The sequence below is a fragment of the Bradyrhizobium sp. 187 genome (genome assembly GCF_023101005.1).
GTDB lineage: Bacteria > Pseudomonadota > Alphaproteobacteria > Rhizobiales > Xanthobacteraceae > Bradyrhizobium > Bradyrhizobium canariense_D.
In genome coordinates this window covers 3,528,620-3,547,510 of sequence record NZ_CP064693.1, presented here as the reverse complement: position 1 = coordinate 3,547,510, position 18,891 = coordinate 3,528,620, and the positions used below count along the sequence as shown (strand labels likewise).

Here is an 18,891-nt window from a genome sequence, read left to right as displayed (position 1 = left end):
GCGGAATTTTTCCGCGTCTAATGACAACGGGATGTAGCGGCGGCGGCTGCAAAGCGCAACCGCCGCGGCGACGAACGTCTGTCTTGTCCTAAGCCTTAGTACAGCCCGCCGGTGCCCGGCCGCATGAAGAAACCGGAATCCGGCTGCTGCTGCTGCGACGCCGGCACGCCGCCTCGCCCATCGGCATCGGCAACGCCGATGACGGAGTAGTTATCCGGCGGCGCCGTGCCCGGCTTGAAGGCTTCGAGAATGGTTCCGCCGGTCTCGCCCGGACCGGCGCGCATGCCGGACTTGGCGACGACCCGCACCAGCTTGATGCCGGCCGGCACCTTGAACGGGACCGCGGGCTTGTCGGCGAGCGCGAGCTGGAGGAAGTCGCGTGCGATGGGAGCTGCGAGATGGCCGCCGGTCGCGGCGTTGCCCTTGCCGAGCGGACGCGGTTTGTCATAGCCCATATAGATGGCAACGGCGACGTCGGGCGAGAAGCCGACGAACCAGGCGTCCTTGGCCTCGTTGGTGGTGCCGGTCTTGCCGGCGATCGGCTTGCCGACCTGCTTGACCACGGTCGCGGTACCGGCCTGGACCACGCCTTCCATCAGCTCGGTGATCTGATAGGCGGTCATGGAATCCAGCACCTGCTCGCGGCGGTCGATCAGCTGCGGCTCGTTCTGGTTCTTCCAGCCGCCGGGCGCGTCACAGCCACGGCATTCGCGCTGGTCGTGCTTGAAGATGGTGTGGCCGTAGCGATCCTGGATGCGGTCGATCAGGGTCGGCTTCACCCGGCGGCCGCCATTGGCGAGCATCGAATAGGCCGTGACCATGCGCATCGCCGTGGTCTCGCCGGCGCCGAGCGCGTAGGACAGATAGTTCGGCAGTTCGTCATAGACACCGAAGCGGCGGGCATATTCGCCGATCAAGGGCATGCCGATGTCCTGGGCGAGGCGCACCGTCACCGTGTTGAGCGACTGCCGCAATGCGTTGCGCAGCGTCACCGGCCCCTGGAATTTGCCCGAGGAGAAGTTTTCAGGCCGCCACACGCCCGCGCCCTGGCCTTGATCGATTTCGATCGGGGCGTCGAGCACGACAGTCGAAGGCGTATAGCCGTTGTCGAGCGCAGCCGAATAGACGATCGGCTTGAACGACGAACCGGGCTGCCGATAGGCCTGCGTGGCGCGGTTGAACTGGCTCTGGTCGAACGAGAAGCCGCCGACCATCGCCAGCACGCGACCGGTCCAGGGGTCCATCACCACCATCGCGCCGGACACTTCCGGGATCTGGCGCAGCCGGTACTGCCCTTCGACAGGCTGGGCGTCCTTGTACAGCGGATCGGCGTAGATCACGTCGCCGGGCTGGAGCACCTGCGACACCGCACTCGCCGCCCTGCCCTTCGCAGCCCCCGAGGCCGCTCTTGCCCATTTGATACCGTCGAGCGTGATGAGGCCGGTCTCGCGCTGCTTGCTCACGGCGCCGCCGAGTTCGCGGCTCGGCTGGAAGCCGATGCGCGCCGACTGGTCGCTGGTCTCCAGCACCACCGCCATGCGCCACGGCGAGATATCGGACAGAGACTTGATTTCGGCGAGCTTCACGCCCCAGTCGCCCGAAATGTCGAGCTTGCTGATTGCGCCGCGATAGCCCTGCTGCTCGTCATAGTTGACGAGACCGGCGACCATGGTCTTGCGCGCCATGACCTGAATCTTGGGATCGAGCGTGGTGCGGACCGAAAGGCCGCCCTCATACAGCTTCTTCTCGCCATAGCGCTCGAAGATGTCGCGGCGCACTTCCTCGGCGAAATATTCGCCGGCGAAGGTGTGGGCGCCGTTGGAACGGCTGGTAACGGCCAGCGGCTCCTTGCGCGCCTTGTCGGCGTCGGCCTGCTTGACCCAGCCGTTCTCAACCAGACGATCGATCACGTAGTTGCGGCGCTCGATGGCGCGGTCGCGGTTGCGGACAGGATGCAGCGTCGCGGGCATCTTCGGCAGCGCCGCGAGATAGGACGCTTCCGCGACGGTCAGCTCATTCACCGACTTGTCGAAATAAACCAGCGACGCAGCCGCGATTCCGTAGGCACCTAAGCCCAGATAGATTTCATTCAGATACAGCTCGAGGATCTTGTCCTTCGAGTAGGTCTTCTCGATCCGCATCGCCAGCAAGGCTTCCTTGATCTTGCGCGCGAAGGAGACCTCGTTGGTCAGAAGGAAGTTCTTGGCGACCTGCTGGGTGATCGTGGAAGCGCCCTGCGGACGGCGGTTGGAGCCGTAGTTCTGGATGTAGACCACGCCGGCGCGCGCCATGCCGGTGTAGTCGATGCCACCATGCTCGTAGAAATTCTTGTCCTCGGCCGCGAGGAAGGCGTTGATCACGAGTTTCGGCACCGCCTGGATCGGCAGGTACAGCCGCCGCTCCTTGGCGTATTCGCCGAGCAGCGAGCCGTCGGTCGCGTGCACGCGGGTCATCACCGGCGGCTCGTAATCCTGAAGCTGAGAGTAGTCAGGCAAGTCCTTGGAGAAATGCCAGATCAGGCCTGCGACGGCACCCACCCCGACAAGGAACAACACCGTTCCCGCGGCGAACAGGAAGCCCATGAACCGCACCAGCAAGCGCATTATCTGTTTATCCGTTCAAACTCTGGATCAGCCCAAGATCAGCCCTGGCACCAGAAACAGGCACCAAACCATCGCGAATTCACCGGCTTTACTCAATACTATTAGTGCCGGACTCAAGGCGCTTGCCGAGCGGGATTCTCGCCGATTCCGGAACCCCCTGCGGCGTTTTTATAAAGCGCCCGCTGTGGCCAAACTAGGGCTTTTGCGGCGGGACGGAAAATCACTCTCAATTCAACGATCCCCGGGTCGTCAACTGGACGATCGCCCGGTCGTCAATTCGACGATCCGGCCGTGGCCATCCGTTTGGCCAAAAACCCGTCGATCGCCTGCGCCATCGAGCCCACGGCACGCGACCGCCATCCCTCGGAGACCAGATGCTCGAGGTCGCCCTTGTTGGAGACATAGCCGATCTCGACCAGGACCGACGGCACGTCGGGCGCCTTCAGCACCCGGAAGCCGGCTGACTTCAGGGGATGCTTGTGCATCCGCACCGTCGACTTCATTTCGCCCATCAACAGGCGAGCAAAACGGCTTGAAAAGGTACGGGTTTCCCGCTGGGTGAGATCGATCAGGATGTCGGCGACATCGGTCGGCTCCTCCGCGAGGTTGAAGCCGGCGATGGCGTCCGCCCGGTTTTCCGCATCCGCCAGCCGCTGCGCCTCGGCGTCGGAGGCCTTGTCGGACAACGTGTAGATGGTCGCGCCCTGCGCATCGCCCTCGGCGCGCGGCAGCGCGTCGGCATGGATCGAGACGAACAACGCCGCCTTGAGGCTGCGGGCGACTTTGACCCGGTCGTTGAGCGGGATGAAGGTGTCGTCGTCTCGGGTCATCACCACGCGATATTTGCCGGTCTTTTCCAGCCGTTCGCGCAGCGCCAGGCCAAAGGCCAGCACCAGATTCTTCTCGCTCTCGCCGCTCGACTGCGTGCCGTTGTCGATGCCGCCATGGCCGGGATCGATGACGACGACCGCGCGGCCATCGGCCTTCTGCCCGGCTTCAGGGTGGGCAGATGCGGGAACCGTCGCGGGCGGCGGATCGGCAATGGCCGGCCGCAGCTCAGGACGGTTTTCCGGAGCCAGCGACGGCACGAAGGCGGTGCGCTCGACCTCCTCCATTTCGAGCACCAGCCGCGCCGGCTGGCCGTTGGCAGCCTCCACCACGTAGGAATTGGCGATCTTGGCCGGGCCCGTCAGGTCGAACACGATTCGGGAGCCGCCGGGCATCACAAGCCCATAGCGGAAGGCCTTGACCAGTCCGCGTCCGCCGGACCCGGTCCCGGCGGGAAGTTGAAAATTGACCTGGGGAACGTCAACCACCACCCGATACGGGTCGGCCAGAGTGACTGCGCGGAAGCTAACGGTCTGATCGATGTCGAGGACAAAGCGAGTCTGCCTGCCGTCCCCGGCCAGTCGGGCGGCCCAGGCCGTTGGGAAATTCGCTGATGCAACAGGGAGTTGAGGCTGACTTTCCGCGGCCTTCAGGCGCGAGGAATCAGCACACGGCAATGCCGCCGCGCAGAGCAGCACGCATCCCAGCAGGATCCTTTGATTTGCGCGGCTCGCCACCGATTCCGTGCCTCCGAGCAGCCTCTTTAACGCAATAGAACCACAGGGTTAAACGATCCTTAATGACGGACACGCGAAACTCGCTGACTGTGACCGCCGTGCGACGCTCCTTGCACGGATGGCCCAATCCACGTATGTACGGAATGCTGACGGCCGATATTTCCGGTTGTGTCGCATTCAGCCTCCCGGTGCAGCGCCGGAACTCTCAAGGTTTGGGAATTCCAGCGTTTTTCCGTTCCCCTCTAAGTCCAGCGCGGTGCGCGGCAGCAAGGTGGAGCGGGGCAAGCCCCGGCGGCGGAACGGTCCTCGGTTACCAACACGTTTCCGGGACGGTTCTGACAGCGGCGCAACCCGTTACCCGGTCCCTTAATCCCAAGGGAGCGGTTCGTAATACCCCAAGGCGAGCGCGCTCGCGCCATGCCTGGCCAACAGCAACTGATTGAGGGGCGGCCCCGCCGCCCAATGTTTCATACGGGCCGACGCTTGATGCGCCAGACTGTGCCGACCAATTCTGAAGGACCATTCGCGACGCTGCGGAGTGACAATTCCGCGCGCCGCTTCGGTCCTCCGGCTTTCGGTTCGGCAAGGCGCGAGAGACGGTGTTTCGGCCTTCCCCTCACCCCCGAATCAGGTGGACCGTCGCGTCACCCGGCAGCGCTGATGGCGCCCACGGTGAATCGCGCCCGCCGCCGCCAAGAGTTAAGACATGCCCAACAAGATGTTGATCGATGCCACCCACCCGGAAGAGACCCGGGTCGTCGTGGTCCGCGGCAATCGCGTCGAAGAGTTTGATTTCGAGACCGCGCAACGCAAGCAACTGCGCGGGAATATCTACCTCGCCAAGGTCACAAGGGTCGAACCCTCGCTCCAGGCCGCTTTCGTCGAATATGGCGGCAACCGCCACGGCTTCCTCGCCTTCAGCGAAATCCATCCCGACTACTACCAGATCCCGGTTGCCGACCGGCAGGCGCTGATCGAAGCCGAGGAGCAGGCCCATCGCGAGGCCGAGGAAGAGAGCGAGAACCGCTCCCAGGGCCGCCGCCGCTCCCGCCACCGCAATTCCCGCCGCCGTAGCCATGGCGAGCGCGTCCGCAGCGAGGTCGTCGAAGGCGATCCCGCGGCCCGGCAGGTCCAGGGCGAGGCCCTGCCTGAGGGCGCTTCGCACGAGGGCGAGCACCTGCACGCCGACGCAGAGCATCACGGCGAGCACGAAGGCCACGATCATCACGGCCACGAAGCACATGACCACGAGGGGCATGACCACGACGACCATCATCATGCCCATGGTGACGATCATCACGTGCACGAACATCACGACCACGATCATGATGGCGAGCACGATCATCACGACCATGATCATGCCGACGAGACACCGGCGCCTGTCGCAGCGATCGGCGCCGAGCCTGCGGTCGCCACCGAGGCCGTTGCCGAGCCGCAGGAGTTTGCCTCCGACGCACACGCCGACGATCTTGCCGAGGCCGTGACATCGGCTGCTGAGCCTGCCGACGCCGTGTACGCCGCGGGCGAGAGTGCGCAGGCTCCGCATCACGACTCCGAAGCGACGGCCGAGGATGACGACGAAGACGAGGACGACGAGGAAGCCGAAGAGGACGTCGTTGAATCCGTCGGCGGCGACGATGTGCTGGAGGAAGTGCCGGAGCGCACCTTCCGTCCCCGCCGCCAGTACAAGATCCAGGAAGTCATCAAGCGTCGCCAGGTGATGCTGGTGCAGGTCGTCAAGGAAGAGCGCGGCAACAAGGGCGCGGCGCTGACGACCTACCTCTCACTCGCCGGCCGTTATGCCGTCTTGATGCCGAACACCGCGCGCGGCGGCGGCATCAGCCGCAAGATCACGAGCGCGCAGGACCGTTCGCGCCTGAAGGAAGTGGTGCAGGATCTCGACGTGCCCGAGGGCATGGGGATCATTCTGCGCACGGCGGGTGCCGCCCGCACCAAGCCCGAGATCAAGCGCGATTTCGAGTACCTGATCCGCATGTGGGAGACGGTGCGCGACATGACGCTGAAGTCGCAGGCCCCGACCCTCGTCTACGAGGAAGGCTCGCTGATCAAGCGCTCGCTGCGCGACCTCTACAATAAGGAGATCGACGAGATCCAGGTGGCGGGCGATGCCGGCTATCGCGAAGCGCGCGACTTCATGAAGATGTTGATGCCCGCCAATGTGAGCGCGGTGAGGCAGTATCGCGACGGCCAGCCGCTGTTCTCGCGGATGGGCGTCGAAAGCCAGCTGGATGCGATGTTCTCGCCGACCGTACAGTTGCGCTCCGGCGGCTACATCGTGATCAACCAGACCGAAGCGCTGGTCTCGATCGACGTCAACTCCGGCCGTTCGACGCGCGAGCATCATATCGAAGATACCGCGCTCAAGACCAATCTCGAGGCCTCCGAGGAGGTTGCGCGTCAGCTTCGGTTGCGCGACCTCGCCGGCCTGATCGTCATCGACTTCATCGACATGGACGAGAAGCGCAACAACCGCGCGGTCGAACGCAAGCTGTCCGATTGCCTCCGGCAGGACCGCGCGCGGATCCAGGTCGGACGCATCTCGCATTTCGGCCTGCTCGAGATGTCACGCCAGCGCATCCGCGCTAGCGTGCTGGAATCCTCAACCGATCCCTGCACGCATTGCGGCGGCACCGGCCATGTCCGCTCGGTGTCCTCGGTTGCGCTCCAATTGCTGCGCGGCCTCGAAGAGATCCTGATGAAGGGCGCAACCCACAACCTCGTGGTCCGCACCCGCACCGACGTCGCGCTCTATGTGCTGAACCACAAGCGCGGCCATCTGCGCGACCTTGAGAACGGCTTCAAGGTCACGTTGTCGGTCATCGCCGACCCGAGCGTCAGCGGACCGCAGGCCTATGTCATCGACCGCGGCGAGCAGGTGCATACGCTGGAAGCCGCCAAGGCTCTGCTGGCGGCCCAGGCGGCCGCAAGCCCGCCGCCCCTGGTCGAAGAGGCCTATGACGACGAGGAGTTCGATCCGGAGAGCGAATCCGAGGTCGAGACCGAGGAGACCGAAGGTCTCATCGAGGAGCAGACCGCAGGCGACGCCGCTACCGAGCAGGACAGCCAGCGCCGCAAGCGTCGCCGTCGCCGCCGCGGTCGCGGTGGTCCGCGGGACGAGGAGACGCGCGAGGATGGCGCGCCCGCTATTGCCGAGACGGCCATGGCGGCCGGCGAAGGCGAAGAGGATGCCGAGGCCGAACCGGAAGGCGAGGAAGGCGAGGAACAGGCAGCCCGTGGCGAGCAGCAGGGCAGCGCCGATCGCCGTCGCCGGCGTGGTCGCCGTGGTGGCCGCCGCCGTCGCGGTCCTGGCGAGGAAGGTCTCGCCGGCTCCATCAGCGACGAGCTTAGTGCCAATGCGCCGTCGGAAGCCACCAACGCAGTCGCCGATTTCGACGGTTTTGGCGGCGAGGCAGCGCCCTCGATCGCGCAGGCCGAGCACACGTCAGAACCTCAGGTCACCCAGCCTGAGCCGCGGGCCGAAGCACGGATTGAAGCAACGGCCCAGCCTGAGCCGGCTCCTTCGGCCGCGGACGAGGAGCACGCGGACGACAAGGCTGCACGACGCCGTTCGACGGTTCGGGAAAAGGTGAGCTTCCTGTCGAGCAGCCAGAGTGAACCGGCACCGGTTGCACAGGCGGCCGAGCCGGTTGCCCCGCCCACACCCGCTCCGGAGCCCGCGCCCGCAGCGGCAAGCGAAACCTCGCCCGCACCGCGTCGTGCCGGCTGGTGGTCCCGCCGCTTCGGCGGCGGCGAATAGAGCAACAAGATAGTTGAAACCGCCCGGCCAAACCGGGCGGTTTTGATTTGGCGAGGTCAGTTCAATGCAAAGCGCGATCGTCCTCGGCGGCGGCATGATCGGCGTCAGCGCGGCGCTGCACCTGCAGCAGCGTGGCTGGTCCGTCACGCTGATCGACCGCAGAGAGCCGGGCCGAGAGACCAGCTACGGCAATGCCGGCATGATCCAGGCGGAAGCGGTGCGCCCCTACCCGATGCCGCGCGACCTCGCCACGCTCCTGAAGATCGCGACCGGCCGCACCAACGACGTGCGTTACAGCCTGTCTTCGCTTCATCTCCATATCGAGCCCCTGCTTCGCTATTGGTGGCATTCGGCGCCGAAGCGGCATCGTGAGGCGATCGACGCCTGGGCGCGGCTGATCGCCTACGCGACGGCGGAGCACGACATCCTCATTCGCGAAGCCCACGCCGACAATCTGATCCGCCGCGCGGGATACCGGCACCTGCATCGCGACGCAGCTTCGTTCGATCTCGCCGTCAAGGCGGCGGAAGAAGACCAGCGCGAATTCGGCGTGAGGTTTCGTGCGCTCTCGGGCGCCGAGCTCGCCAAGGCCGAACCTGTCCTGCGCGACGACCTGCCCGGCGCGATCCATTGGCTCGACACCTGGACCGTGTCCGATCCCGGCGCGCTGGTCACGGCCTATGCCGATCTGTTCGAGCGCCTCGGCGGCACCATCGTGCTCGGTGATGCCCAAAGCCTTCATCAGACCGCCACCGGCTGGTCGGTCAAGACAGACCATGGGCGCGTCGACGCCGCCCACGCCGTCGTGACGCTCGGGCCGTGGTCGCCCGATCTCCTGCTCAAATTCGGCTATCGCATCCCGCTGGTGCGCAAGCGCGGCTACCACATGCATTACAGCGGCGGCGCCTCGCTCGATCTGCCGCTGGTCGACAAGGCCGGTGGCTACGCCATGGGTCCGATGGCGAAGGGTATCCGCATCACCACCGGCGCGGAGCTGACCGGCCTGGACGCGCTCGCAACGCCCGTGCAGCTCGCCAGCGCGGAAGCTTCCGCGCGCGAGCTGATCGACCTCGGCAAGCGGGTCGAGCCCGACCCATGGTTCGGCACCCGCCCCTGCACGCCCGACATGCTGCCGGTGCTCGGCCCTGCCCCACGCCATGCCGGCCTCTGGATGAACTTCGGCCACGGCCACCAGGGCTTTACGCTTGGACCCGCGACCGGCCGCCTGCTCGCGGAGATGATGAGCGGCAAAACGCCCGCGATCGATCCCACGCCGTACCGGCCGGAGCGGTTCTAAGCCCTCGCAGCGAAAGAAAAAGGGCTGATCGAGGATCTCGACCAGCCCTATTATTTCAACATCTGACGGCGCTCGGCACCGTCACATGCAGATCAATCCGTCGTGACCGCCGTTTCCATGTCGGTCGGATCGATCTGCCGGGCGAGGTTGGCGTTGAGCTTGTCGCGATCGAGCTCGCCCTCCCACCAGGCGACGATCACGCAGGCAACGCCATTGCCGCACAGATTGGTCAGCGCGCGGCACTCGCTCATGAACTTGTCGATGCCGAGCACGATCGCCATGCCCGGCACGAGGCGCGGATCGACCACGGCGAGCGTCGCCGCCAGCGTGATGAAGCCCGCGCCCGTGATGCCGGAGGCGCCCTTCGAGGTCAGCATCGCCACCACCAGGATGGTGAGCTGCTGGCCGAAGGTGAGATCGAAGCCCAGCGCCTGCGCGATGAACAGCGTCGCCAGCGTCATGTAGATGTTGGTGCCGTCAAGATTGAACGAATAGCCCGTGGGCACCACGAGGCCGACCACCGACTTGGAGCAGCCGAGGCGCTCGAGCTTTTCCATCAAGGACGGCAACGCGCTTTCCGAGGACGAGGTGCCGAGCACAATCAGCAGCTCGTCCTTGATGTAGGCGAGGAACTTAAAGATGGAGAAGCCGGCGAAGCGCGCGATGATTCCGAGCACGACGAATACGAACAGCGCCGCGGTCAGGTAGAACGTCGCGATCAGGCCGACCAGGTTGAGGATCGCCCCGGTGCCGAACTTGCCGATGGTGTAGGCCATCGCGCCGAAGGCACCGATCGGGGCTGCGCGCATCACGATGGAGATGACGCCGAACACCGCATGCGCGGCGTCGTCGATGAACGAGCGGATGGTGTGGCCGCGTTCACCGAGCCCCATGATGGCGAAGCCGAACAGCACCGAAAACAGCAGCACCTGCAGGATCTCGCCTTGCGCGAAGGCGCCGACGACGGTGTCCGGAATTATGTGCAGCACGAAGTCGACCGACTTCTGGCCTTCGGCCTGCTTGGCGTAGTTGGCGACGGCCTGCGCATTGGCGGCGGCACCGCCGAAGCCCGCACCCGGCTTCACCAGATTGCCGATGACTAGGCCGATCACCAGTGCGAAGGTCGAGACGATCTCGAAATAGACCAGCGCCTTGACGCCGATGCGGCCGACCTTCTTGGCGTCCTGGATATGGGCGATGCCCGAGACAACGGTGCAGAAGATGATCGGCGCGATCACCATCTTGATCAGCTTGATGAAGCCGTCGCCGAGTGCCTTGATCCACTCATTGGTGGCGACCGACGGCCAGAGCCAGCCGACGATGGCGCCGAGCACGATCGCGATCAGCACCTGGATATAAAGTACCTTGTACCACGGCTTGGCGGCGGGCGGCGCGACCGGCGCCCCCACCATCGTTGTCGTCGTCATTGTTTCACTCCCCCTCAAAACGCCAGGCCAGCCAAGATCAACTTGGCCGGCCCTGTCAATCGGAACTGCTCGATATTGCGCGCTTTACCCGCGATCGACTACCCGGCGTATCGCCGGCATCAACGTCGCGCCCAGCGCGTTCTTGACCAGCGACGCCGCAACGAACGGCATCAGGCCGACCTGCCACGCCTTTGCGGCACCCAGGCCGAGACCGAAGGCCAGCCAGCCAAAGCCCGCGGCCAGAATGAGGATGTGGCCGGCCGCCATGGCCGCAAACAGCAGCGTTACGCTGCGATCCCAGCCGCGCTCGGCGAGCCAGCCGGTGACGAAGGCGGCGCCAATGAAGCCGAACAGATAGCCCGCGGTCGGGCCCACCAGCGGTGCAATTCCACCGACAGGGCCGGCGAACACCGGCAGGCCCATTGCACCCTCGGCGAGGTAGGCGATCATGGTTGCGCTGCCAAGCCGCCAGCCATAGGCGGCGCCGATCATCAACACGACCAGCGTCTGCAATGTCATGGGCACGTAAGGCAGCGGCAGGTTCACCTTGGCTGACAGCGCCATTAAGGCGGTGCCGAGCGCAATCAGCACGACAGCGCGCAAGGCGCCGACGGTTTCACCCGCCCGGATCGGCCACATCAATGCGGCGAGAGGAGAATGCGTGGCGGTAGAGGGGACGGAACGGTCAGACAAGTTGCACTCCAGAAGGCTGGCGAAAACTGGCGGCTATTTAAGCCAGTGAGCGATCCGGTCAACTGCTTCCCGCATCTCCGCAGCCGAACGCGCATAAGAGAGCCGTATGAATGAACGACCATGGATGGGATCGAAGTCGAGGCCCGGCGTGACCGCGACATGGGCCTGTTCGAGCATCTGCTTGGCGAACTCGAAACTGTCGGAGGTGAAATCCGAGACGTCCGCATAGAGATAGAACGCGCCGTCGGCCGGCAGAAATCTGGTCAGGCCGGCCTTGGGCAATCCCTCGATCAGGATGCGCCGGTTTTCCTGATAGCCGTGCTTGATCTCCTCCATCTCGGCCGCGCCGTCGAAGGCCGCTTCGGCCGCGATCTGCGACAGCGACGGCACCGAGATCGACAGGTTCTGCTGCAGCCGCTCGATCGGCCGCACCAGAATCTCGGGCACGACCATCCAGCCGACGCGCCAGCCCGTCATGCAGAAATACTTCGAGAACGAGTTGATCACGAGCGCGTGGTCCGACAGCGCCGCAGCCGTCACGGCGGGAAACGCGTAGTCGAGCCCATGATAGATCTCGTCCGAGATGAAACGGATGCCGGCGTCTTCCGCCGCAGCGATCAGGCCGGCGAGCGCCTCGCGGGACATCATCGTCCCGGTCGGATTGGCGGGACTGCCGACCAGCACGCCCTTCAGCGGCGCCTTGCGATGGGCGGCCAGCAGCGCCTCGCCCGTCAGCGCATGGCGGGTCTCGTTCGTGGTCTCGATCAGCACCGGCTCGCAGCCGAGCGCGGTAAGGATATGACGGTACGGCGGATAACCCGGCACCGTCACGGCAACGCGGTCGCCCGGCTCAAACATCGCCAGGAAAGCCAGAATGAACCCGCCGGAGGAGCCGGTGGTCACTACGACCCGCTCGGGGCTGACGTCACAGCCATAGGCATCGCGATAATGCCGCGCGATGCGCTCGCGCAAGGAGGGGATGCCGAGCGCTGAGGTATAGTCGATCCGCCCGGCCTCGAGCGCCACATGGGCGGCTGCAATCGCGGTCTTAGGCGCGCCGGCGGCGGGCTGGCCAACCTCCATGTGGATGACATGGCCCCCGGCCGCCTCGATTCGGGCCGCCGCGGCCATCACGTCCATCACCATGAACGGGGGAACATCGCTGCGGCGGGAGGCCGCGAGCCACTGCCCCAACCGGTTCCTCAAGGTCGCATCGTGCATCGATTTCTGCTATTCGCTGGCGGGGCCGATCCGTCCGACCCGGGAAAAACGGGGTGCTTGCGCCCCAGACTGGCCGCATTGTACGGCTCATAAGGGGAACGGCTCAAAAGGGCATATCGCGTATCCGGTCCGCCGCCAATCGCCAAAACCAATCACGAAACTGCTCGACCAAGACTGCTCGACCAAGAATGCTTGACCAGCCTGCTGATAAGACCGTTTGACCCAGACCGCTTGATGTTGTTCCAGATCGCATTGCGCAAGAAGGCCACCGCCCTCATCTCCCTCCTCGCGGCGGCTGCGATCGCGCTGACGCCGTTCTCGGCCGCGCATGCGCAGGCCAAGGGGCCGCCGGTCCTGCGCGACACCGAAACCGAGCAGCTGCTGCGCGAATACACCCGCCCGATCCTGCGGGTCGCCGGCCTGGAGAAGCAGAACATCCAGATGGTGATCGTCAACGAGGGCTCGTTCAACGCGTTCGTCGCCGATGGCCGCCGCATCTTCGTCAATTACGGCGCGATCCTCCAGTCGGAAACGCCAAACCAGATCATCGGCGTGCTCGCGCACGAGACCGGGCATCTGGCCGGCGGCCATTTGTCCAAGCTGCGCGAGCAGCTCGCCAACGCCCAGACCCAGATGATCATCGCCATGCTGCTCGGTGCTGGCGCGATGGCGGTCGGCAGCACCCGCGGCAGCGGCAGCGCCGGCAACAATGGCCTTGCCAATGCAGGAGCCGCCGCCCTTGCCGGCCCGCAGGAGATGATCCGCCGGACCTTGCTGTCCTATCAGCGCCAGCAGGAGGAGAACGCCGACCGCGCCGGCGTGAAATTCCTGACTGCGACCCAGCAGTCGCCGAAGGGCATGTACGAGACCTTCAAGCGCTTCACCAGCGAGAGCCTGTTCGCGGCTCGCGGCGCCGATCCCTATCTCCAGTCGCACCCGATGCCCGCCGAGCGCGTCGCTTCACTGCAGGAGTTCGCCAGCGCCAGCCCTTATTGGGACAAAAAGGACGATCCCGCGCTCCAGCTGCGCCACGACATGGTGCGCGCCAAGATCTCCGCCTTCATGGAGCGGCCGGAAACGGTGTACCGCCGCTATCCCCTGACCAACGACAGCATGCCGGCGCGCTATGCCCGCGCCATCAGCACCTATCTGCACGGGGATTTGCGCAGCGCGCTCACCCAGATCGACGCGCTGATCCAGGTCCAGCCCAACAACGCGTATTTTTACGAGGTGCGCGGCCAGGCGCTGCTGGAGGGCGGCAAGCCGGCGGAGGCGATCCCGGCCCTGCGCAAGGCTGTCGCACTTTCGAACAACGCGCCCCTCATCGAGATGTTACTTGGGCAGGCTCTGGTTGGGTCCGATAATAAGGCCTACACCGATGACGCCGTTCGGATTCTCCGGGCCGCGGTCGCACGGGAACCGGAGGCCGTGCTCGGCTACATGCAGCTCGCGATGGCGTATGGCCGGAAAGGCGACTATGCCGAGGCGGATCTGGCGTCGGCGCAGGCCGCCTATCTGCGCGGCGACAACAAGACCGCCCGCGAGCTTGCGACGCGCGCGAAAACCCGTTTCGCCGTCGGCACGCCCGGATGGGTCAAGGCCGACGACATCGTGGCGTCGAAACCGCCGCGCAACTGACAAGACCAAGACGATCTTACAAGACGACGCCTTACGCCACGACGCCTTACGAAACGACGTCACGACACCGAGCTTAAGTCCGCCGGGACGTTTTCCGAAACCTGCTTTGGATAAGAGGATTTGCCTATGCCTTCGCTGCGCCTGCTTGCTCCCGCGCTGTTTGCGCTCGCCATGTTCGGCGCAGCCGCGCCCGCGTCGGCCGACAGCTTCTCCGATGCCCAGCGCACGGACATCGAGGCGATCATCAAGAACTATCTCGTCACCCATCCCGAGGTGCTCGAGGAAGCGATGACCGAACTCACCAAGCGCCAGGCCGCGGCGGAGACGCAGAAACACGAGGCCAGCGTCGCTCAGAATTCCGATGCGATCTTCAACTCTCCGCGCCAGGTCGTGCTCGGCAACAAGGACGGCGACGTCACCTTCGTCGAGTTCTTCGACTACAATTGCGGCTACTGCAAGCGCGCGATGGACGACATGCTCACCCTCATGAAGGCCGATCCGAAGCTGAAGGTGGTGCTGAAGGAGTTTCCGGTACTGAGCCAGGGCTCGGTCGAAGCGGCCCAGGTCGCCGTCGCGGTGCGCATGCAGGATCCCTCCGGCAAGAAGTACCTCGACTTCCACCAGAAGCTGCTCGGCGGTCGTGGCGCGGCCGACAAGGCGCGCGCACTTCAGGCGGCCAAGGAAGCTGGCCTCGACACCGCTCGAATCGAGAAGGACATCGGCAGCGCCGAGGTGCGCAGCACCATTGAGGAGAACTTCAAGCTCGCCGAAGCAATGGGCATGAACGGCACGCCGAGCTACGTGATCGGCAAGCAGATCGTTGTCGGCGCCGTCGGTGTCGATAGCCTGAAGGAAAAGATCGCTGTGGCCCGCTGCGGCAAGGCGACCTGTTAAAAAGGCGACCTGCTAACAAGGCGACTTGCTGATCAGCGATCTGCTCTACAACTCACGCACGCAAAAGGCCGGCTGAAAAGCCGGCCTTTTCATTGCGCCGAAATCTGGCGCGCGCATTCATCTGGCATTCAACAAACAAAAGCCTCGGAACCACCGAAGTTCCGGAACAACTCAAATCTCCTTTCGTTGTCGGCGCGGGCAATGACGCAAATGAACACGTGAGGAGAATTCCATGTCTAACCGCTTTATGATCTCGGTTGCCACACTCGCGCTCGTCGCGGGCACCGGTCTGGCGAACGCACAGGGCACCATGAACCGCGACAGCGGTGGCGGCGCCGGTGGTGCGCAGACGCAGCATTCGCAGCCCTCCGGCGGCGCCGCCGAACGCGGCGGCTCGATGGGTAAGGAATCCGCCCATGAGAAGGGCACCGTCGGCCAGGCCGGCGGCTCCAGCAGCATGAAGTCCGGCACGTCCGCCGAGGACAAATCCTCCGGCGCAACAAAGGACGAGCACTCGGGCCGCGAGATGAACAAGAACGCGGCTGAGGACAAGTCCGGCGCCACCAAGGGCCAGCACACCGACGAACGCGCGCAGGGTCAGCAGGACAAGTCCAAGAGCATGAGTCAGGACACGAGCAAGTCCGGCGCCAAGGACCAGAAGGACATGAAGGCTGAGGGCGCCAAGAGCGGCACCAGCAGCACCAACAATGCCGAGAACCAGAAGGGTACCGAGACGCGCACCAACCAGAACGCTCAGGGCCAGACCGGCACCAGCACCAACCAGAACGCGCAGGGTCAGACCGGCACCAGCTCCAACCAGAACGCGCAGGGTCAGAGCAGCACCAACACGACGGTCGGTCAGGCCGGCGCGGGCGCCAAGCTCTCGACCGAGCAACGCACGCAGATCACCTCGGTGATCCGCGAGGAGCACGTGCGTCCGGTGACCAACGTGAACTTCTCGATCTCGGTCGGCACCCGCATTCCGCGCGAGGGTATTGAGCTGCACACCCTGCCGTCCCGCGTCGTGACGATCTATCCGGAATGGCGGACCTATCGCTACGTCCTGGTCAAGGATGAGATCGTGATCGTGAATCCGGACACCTATGAGATCGTGGCTGTCCTGAACACGTAAGACGATACCCGGCAACCATCGGGGGCGGGCAGCAATGCCCGCCCCTTTGCCGTTCGGCCGGCAGCCATGCTTCGGACTGGTTAACAAGCAATTTCCGTAGCTTCCACACAGATTTTTGCACCCCGGATGAGGTATCTGAAGCCACCTCGAAGGTCCTTCAAGGCTTCCCCTCACGCGCTTTGTTACCTATAACCCCCGCCACGCTGAAGCAGCTCTTGCGGGATTGGAATGGCCGAACCAGCAACCGACACGATCCTTGTCCTGAACGGGCCGAACCTCAACATGTTGGGGACGCGCGAGCCCGAGAAGTACGGGCATGCGTCGCTGGCCGACGTCGAGGCGCTGTGCCGGGAGACGGCGGCGACGTTCGGCCTCAAGGCCGACTGCCGGCAGTCCAACCGCGAAGGCGAGCTGATCGACTTCATCCACGAGGCACACGCCCGCAAGATGAAGGGCATCATCATCAATGCCGGCGGCTATTCGCACACGTCGATCGCGCTGCACGACGCGCTGCTCGCGGTGCAGATCCCGACGGTCGAAGTGCACGTCACCAACATCCACGCCCGCGAGAATTTCCGTCATCACTCCTACACCGCGCGCGCGGCCTTCGCCTCCCTCTGCGGTTTCGGCGTCGAGGGCTATCGCCTCGCCATCCAGGGCCTTGCCGCCAAGCTCGGCCTCAAGCCCAAAGCCTGACGCTCCCCTTCACACAGAACATTCGGATCAAACAACATGGCGCGCCAGCCAGACGACAAAGCAGCCGCAAAGTTTTCCAGCGAGGATTCTGCCCTCGTCCGCGAGCTCGCCTTGCTGCTCGATGAGACCAGCCTCACCGAAATCGAGATCGAGCGTGCCGGCCTGCGCCTGCGCGTCGCCCGCAATATCAGCGTCGCCGCGACCATGCCGATGCAGATGCCAGCTGCCCCCGCCGCGCTCCCGGCGGCCGCAGCTGCCGCCGCGCCTGCCGCTGCCGACCTGTCGAAGCATCCCGGCGCCGTGACCTCGCCGATGGTCGGCACCGCCTATTGGGCGCCGGAGCCCGGCGCCAAGCCGTTCATCGAGGTCGGCAGCAAGGTCTCGGTCGGCCAGACGCTGCTGATCATCGAAGCCATGAAGACCATGAACCAGATCCCCTCGCCGCGCGCCGGCACGGTGACGCAGATCGTGATCGAGGACGGCCAGCCGGTCGAGTACGGCGAGCCGCTCGTGATCATTGAGTGACGTTCGAGGGCGGTCTCATCGCCCTCGCCGCTTTCCGCGCGTCAGTCCAATAAGGACACCATGTTCGACAAGATCCTCATAGCCAATCGCGGCGAGATCGCCCTTCGCATCCTCAGGGCCTGCAAGGAGCTCGGGATCGCGACCGTCGCCGTGCATTCAACCGCCGACGCCGACGCCATGCATGTGCGCCTGTCGGACGAGAGCGTGTGCATCGGGCCGCCGGCCTCCAAGGACAGCTATCTCAACGTGCCCGCGCTGCTCGCGGCCTGCGAGATCACCGGGGCCGATGCCGTGCATCCCGGCTACGGCTTCCTGTCGGAGAACGCGCGCTTCGCCGAAATCCTCGCTGAGCATAATCTGCATTTCATCGGCCCGAAGGCCGAGCACATCCGCCTGATGGGCGACAAAATCGAGGCCAAGAGGACCGCCAAGAAGCTCGGCATTCCCGTGGTGCCCGGCTCCGACGGAGGGGTCGGCCCCAACGACGACGCGATGGCGATCGCCAGGAAGATCGGCTTCCCCGTGCTGGTCAAAGCCGCGGCGGGCGGCGGCGGCCGCGGCATGAAGGTGGCCGAGAGCGAGGCCGATCTTCAGGTCGCGCTGTCGACGGCCGCCAACGAGGCCAAATCCGCCTTCGGCGATGCTTCCGTCTACCTCGAGAAATATCTGCAGAAGCCGCGTCACATCGAGATCCAGATCCTCGGCGACGGCCGCGGCGGCGCGATTCATCTTGGCGAACGCGACTGCTCGCTGCAGCGACGCCACCAGAAGGTGTGGGAGGAAGGCCCCTCGCCCGTGCTGACCGCGGCTGCGCGCGCCAAGATCGGCGAGACCTGCGCCAAGGCGATGCGCGAGATGAAATATCTCGGCGTCGGCACGATCGAGTTCCTGTTCGAGGACGGCGAGTTCTACTTCATCGAGATGAACACCCGCATCCAGGTCGAGCATCCCGTCACCGAGAGCATCACCGACATCGACCTCGTGCTGGAGCAGATCCGCATCGCCGCCGGCGGCGACCTGCCGGCGAGGCAGGACGAGGTCCAGGTCATCGGCCACGCGATCGAGTGCCGCATCAACGCCGAGAATCCGCAGACCTTTCGTCCTTCGCCCGGCCGCATCACGCAATATCACCCGCCCGGGGGGCTCGGCGTGCGGATCGATTCCGCAGTCTATCAGGGCTATACGATCCCGCCTTATTACGACTCGCTGGTCGGCAAGCTGATCGTGCACGGCAAGACCCGCGGCGAGTGCCTGATGCGGCTGCGCCGGGCGCTGGACGAGATGGTGGTCGAGGGCATCGAGACGACCCTGCCGCTGTTCCGCGCTCTGGTGCGCGAAGACGACATCATCAACGGCGACTATCACATCCACTGGCTGGAACAATATCTCGCCAACAAGGCGGAACCCGCCCCGAAGTAGCCG

The 18,891-nt window shown here is 64.9% G+C and carries 14 protein-coding genes; 8 read left to right on the top strand and 6 right to left on the bottom strand.

Translation table 11 applies throughout. From position 1 onward, the window contains the following. Positions 1-95: 95 nt before the first annotated feature. The 3 genes from IVB19_RS16865 to IVB19_RS40440 all read right to left on the bottom strand — a co-directional run bounded on the left by IVB19_RS16865 (position 96) and on the right by IVB19_RS40440 (position 5,528). On the bottom strand, positions 96-2,603 hold the full coding sequence (locus IVB19_RS16865) for a penicillin-binding protein 1A (RefSeq protein ID WP_085353514.1): 2,508 nt from the start codon (positions 2,601-2,603) through the stop codon (positions 96-98). 272 nt (positions 2,604-2,875) lie between these two features. After that, positions 2,876-4,168 (bottom strand): N-acetylmuramoyl-L-alanine amidase, encoded by a 1,293-nt coding sequence (locus IVB19_RS16860; RefSeq protein WP_247297412.1) that lies wholly within the window; start codon positions 4,166-4,168, stop codon positions 2,876-2,878. A 616-nt stretch (positions 4,169-4,784) separates the two neighbouring features. Further along, entirely contained in the window at positions 4,785-5,528 is a 744-nt protein-coding gene (locus tag IVB19_RS40440; protein WP_346283658.1) for a hypothetical protein, read from the bottom strand. Here IVB19_RS40440 and IVB19_RS16855 point away from each other — a divergent pair. Both IVB19_RS16855 and IVB19_RS16850 read left to right on the top strand, forming a co-directional pair. Continuing rightward, entirely contained in the window at positions 5,469-7,946 is a 2,478-nt protein-coding gene (locus IVB19_RS16855; protein ID WP_346283657.1) for an Rne/Rng family ribonuclease, read from the top strand. The two genes, IVB19_RS40440 and IVB19_RS16855, sit on opposite strands and share 60 nt — an antisense overlap. A gap of 64 nt (positions 7,947-8,010) precedes the next feature. Further along, a complete protein-coding gene (locus IVB19_RS16850; RefSeq protein WP_247297415.1) occupies positions 8,011-9,243 on the top strand; it encodes an NAD(P)/FAD-dependent oxidoreductase in 1,233 nt (410 codons plus the stop codon). A gap of 92 nt (positions 9,244-9,335) precedes the next feature. On the opposite strand, the gene IVB19_RS16845 is transcribed toward IVB19_RS16850, so the two are convergent. The 3 genes from IVB19_RS16845 to IVB19_RS16835 all read right to left on the bottom strand — a co-directional run bounded on the left by IVB19_RS16845 (position 9,336) and on the right by IVB19_RS16835 (position 12,584). After that, positions 9,336-10,670 (bottom strand): dicarboxylate/amino acid:cation symporter, encoded by a 1,335-nt coding sequence (locus IVB19_RS16845; RefSeq protein ID WP_018454476.1) that lies wholly within the window; start codon positions 10,668-10,670, stop codon positions 9,336-9,338. Between the two features lie 84 nt (positions 10,671-10,754). Next, positions 10,755-11,309, bottom strand: coding sequence for a biotin transporter BioY (locus IVB19_RS16840; RefSeq protein ID WP_247821689.1), 555 nt, complete (start codon positions 11,307-11,309; stop codon positions 10,755-10,757). A gap of 87 nt (positions 11,310-11,396) precedes the next feature. After that, positions 11,397-12,584, bottom strand: coding sequence for a pyridoxal phosphate-dependent aminotransferase (locus IVB19_RS16835; protein WP_018454478.1), 1,188 nt, complete (start codon positions 12,582-12,584; stop codon positions 11,397-11,399). A 234-nt stretch (positions 12,585-12,818) separates the two neighbouring features. Between IVB19_RS16835 and IVB19_RS16830 the strand changes: the two genes are divergently transcribed. The 6 genes from IVB19_RS16830 to accC all read left to right on the top strand — a co-directional run bounded on the left by IVB19_RS16830 (position 12,819) and on the right by accC (position 18,888). Continuing rightward, a complete protein-coding gene (locus IVB19_RS16830) occupies positions 12,819-14,222 on the top strand; it encodes a M48 family metalloprotease (protein WP_018454479.1) in 1,404 nt (467 codons plus the stop codon). 126 nt (positions 14,223-14,348) lie between these two features. Beyond that, a complete protein-coding gene (locus IVB19_RS16825) occupies positions 14,349-15,116 on the top strand; it encodes a DsbA family protein (RefSeq protein WP_018454480.1) in 768 nt (255 codons plus the stop codon). 232 nt (positions 15,117-15,348) lie between these two features. Next, on the top strand, positions 15,349-16,248 hold the full coding sequence (locus tag IVB19_RS16820; protein ID WP_085353522.1) for a DUF1236 domain-containing protein: 900 nt from the start codon (positions 15,349-15,351) through the stop codon (positions 16,246-16,248). A gap of 228 nt (positions 16,249-16,476) precedes the next feature. Then, positions 16,477-16,944, top strand: coding sequence for a type II 3-dehydroquinate dehydratase (aroQ, locus tag IVB19_RS16815; RefSeq protein ID WP_247297418.1), 468 nt, complete (start codon positions 16,477-16,479; stop codon positions 16,942-16,944). A 36-nt stretch (positions 16,945-16,980) separates the two neighbouring features. Then, positions 16,981-17,469, top strand: a complete 489-nt coding sequence (gene accB / locus IVB19_RS16810) for an acetyl-CoA carboxylase biotin carboxyl carrier protein (RefSeq protein WP_247371037.1) — start codon at positions 16,981-16,983, stop codon at positions 17,467-17,469. Between the two features lie 60 nt (positions 17,470-17,529). Continuing rightward, positions 17,530-18,888 carry an acetyl-CoA carboxylase biotin carboxylase subunit gene (gene accC / locus IVB19_RS16805; protein WP_018454483.1) on the top strand — a complete coding sequence of 453 codons (1,359 nt, stop codon included), beginning with the start codon at positions 17,530-17,532 and terminating at the stop codon, positions 18,886-18,888. Positions 18,889-18,891 lie beyond the last annotated feature (3 nt).

Bases quoted from the DNA above. Each gene is read 5' to 3' on its own strand.
- IVB19_RS16835 (WP_018454478.1), bottom strand. From the start codon at position 12,584: ATGCACGATGCGACCTTGAGGAACCGGTTGGGGCAGTGGCTCGCGGCC.
- IVB19_RS16830 (WP_018454479.1), top strand. From the start codon at position 12,819: ATGTTGTTCCAGATCGCATTGCGCAAGAAGGCCACCGCCCTCATCTCC.
- IVB19_RS40440 (WP_346283658.1), bottom strand. From the start codon at position 5,528: ATGATCATGGTCGTGATGATCGTGCTCGCCATCATGATCGTGGTCGTG.
- IVB19_RS16850 (WP_247297415.1), top strand. From the start codon at position 8,011: ATGCAAAGCGCGATCGTCCTCGGCGGCGGCATGATCGGCGTCAGCGCG.
- IVB19_RS16840 (WP_247821689.1), bottom strand. From the start codon at position 11,309: ATGTGGCCGATCCGGGCGGGTGAAACCGTCGGCGCCTTGCGCGCTGTC.
- aroQ (WP_247297418.1), top strand. From the start codon at position 16,477: ATGGCCGAACCAGCAACCGACACGATCCTTGTCCTGAACGGGCCGAAC.
- accB (WP_247371037.1), top strand. From the start codon at position 16,981: ATGGCGCGCCAGCCAGACGACAAAGCAGCCGCAAAGTTTTCCAGCGAG.
- IVB19_RS16820 (WP_085353522.1), top strand. From the start codon at position 15,349: ATGTCTAACCGCTTTATGATCTCGGTTGCCACACTCGCGCTCGTCGCG.
- IVB19_RS16845 (WP_018454476.1), bottom strand. From the start codon at position 10,670: ATGACGACGACAACGATGGTGGGGGCGCCGGTCGCGCCGCCCGCCGCC.
- accC (WP_018454483.1), top strand. From the start codon at position 17,530: ATGTTCGACAAGATCCTCATAGCCAATCGCGGCGAGATCGCCCTTCGC.
- IVB19_RS16825 (WP_018454480.1), top strand. From the start codon at position 14,349: ATGCCTTCGCTGCGCCTGCTTGCTCCCGCGCTGTTTGCGCTCGCCATG.
- IVB19_RS16865 (WP_085353514.1), bottom strand. From the start codon at position 2,603: ATGCGCTTGCTGGTGCGGTTCATGGGCTTCCTGTTCGCCGCGGGAACG.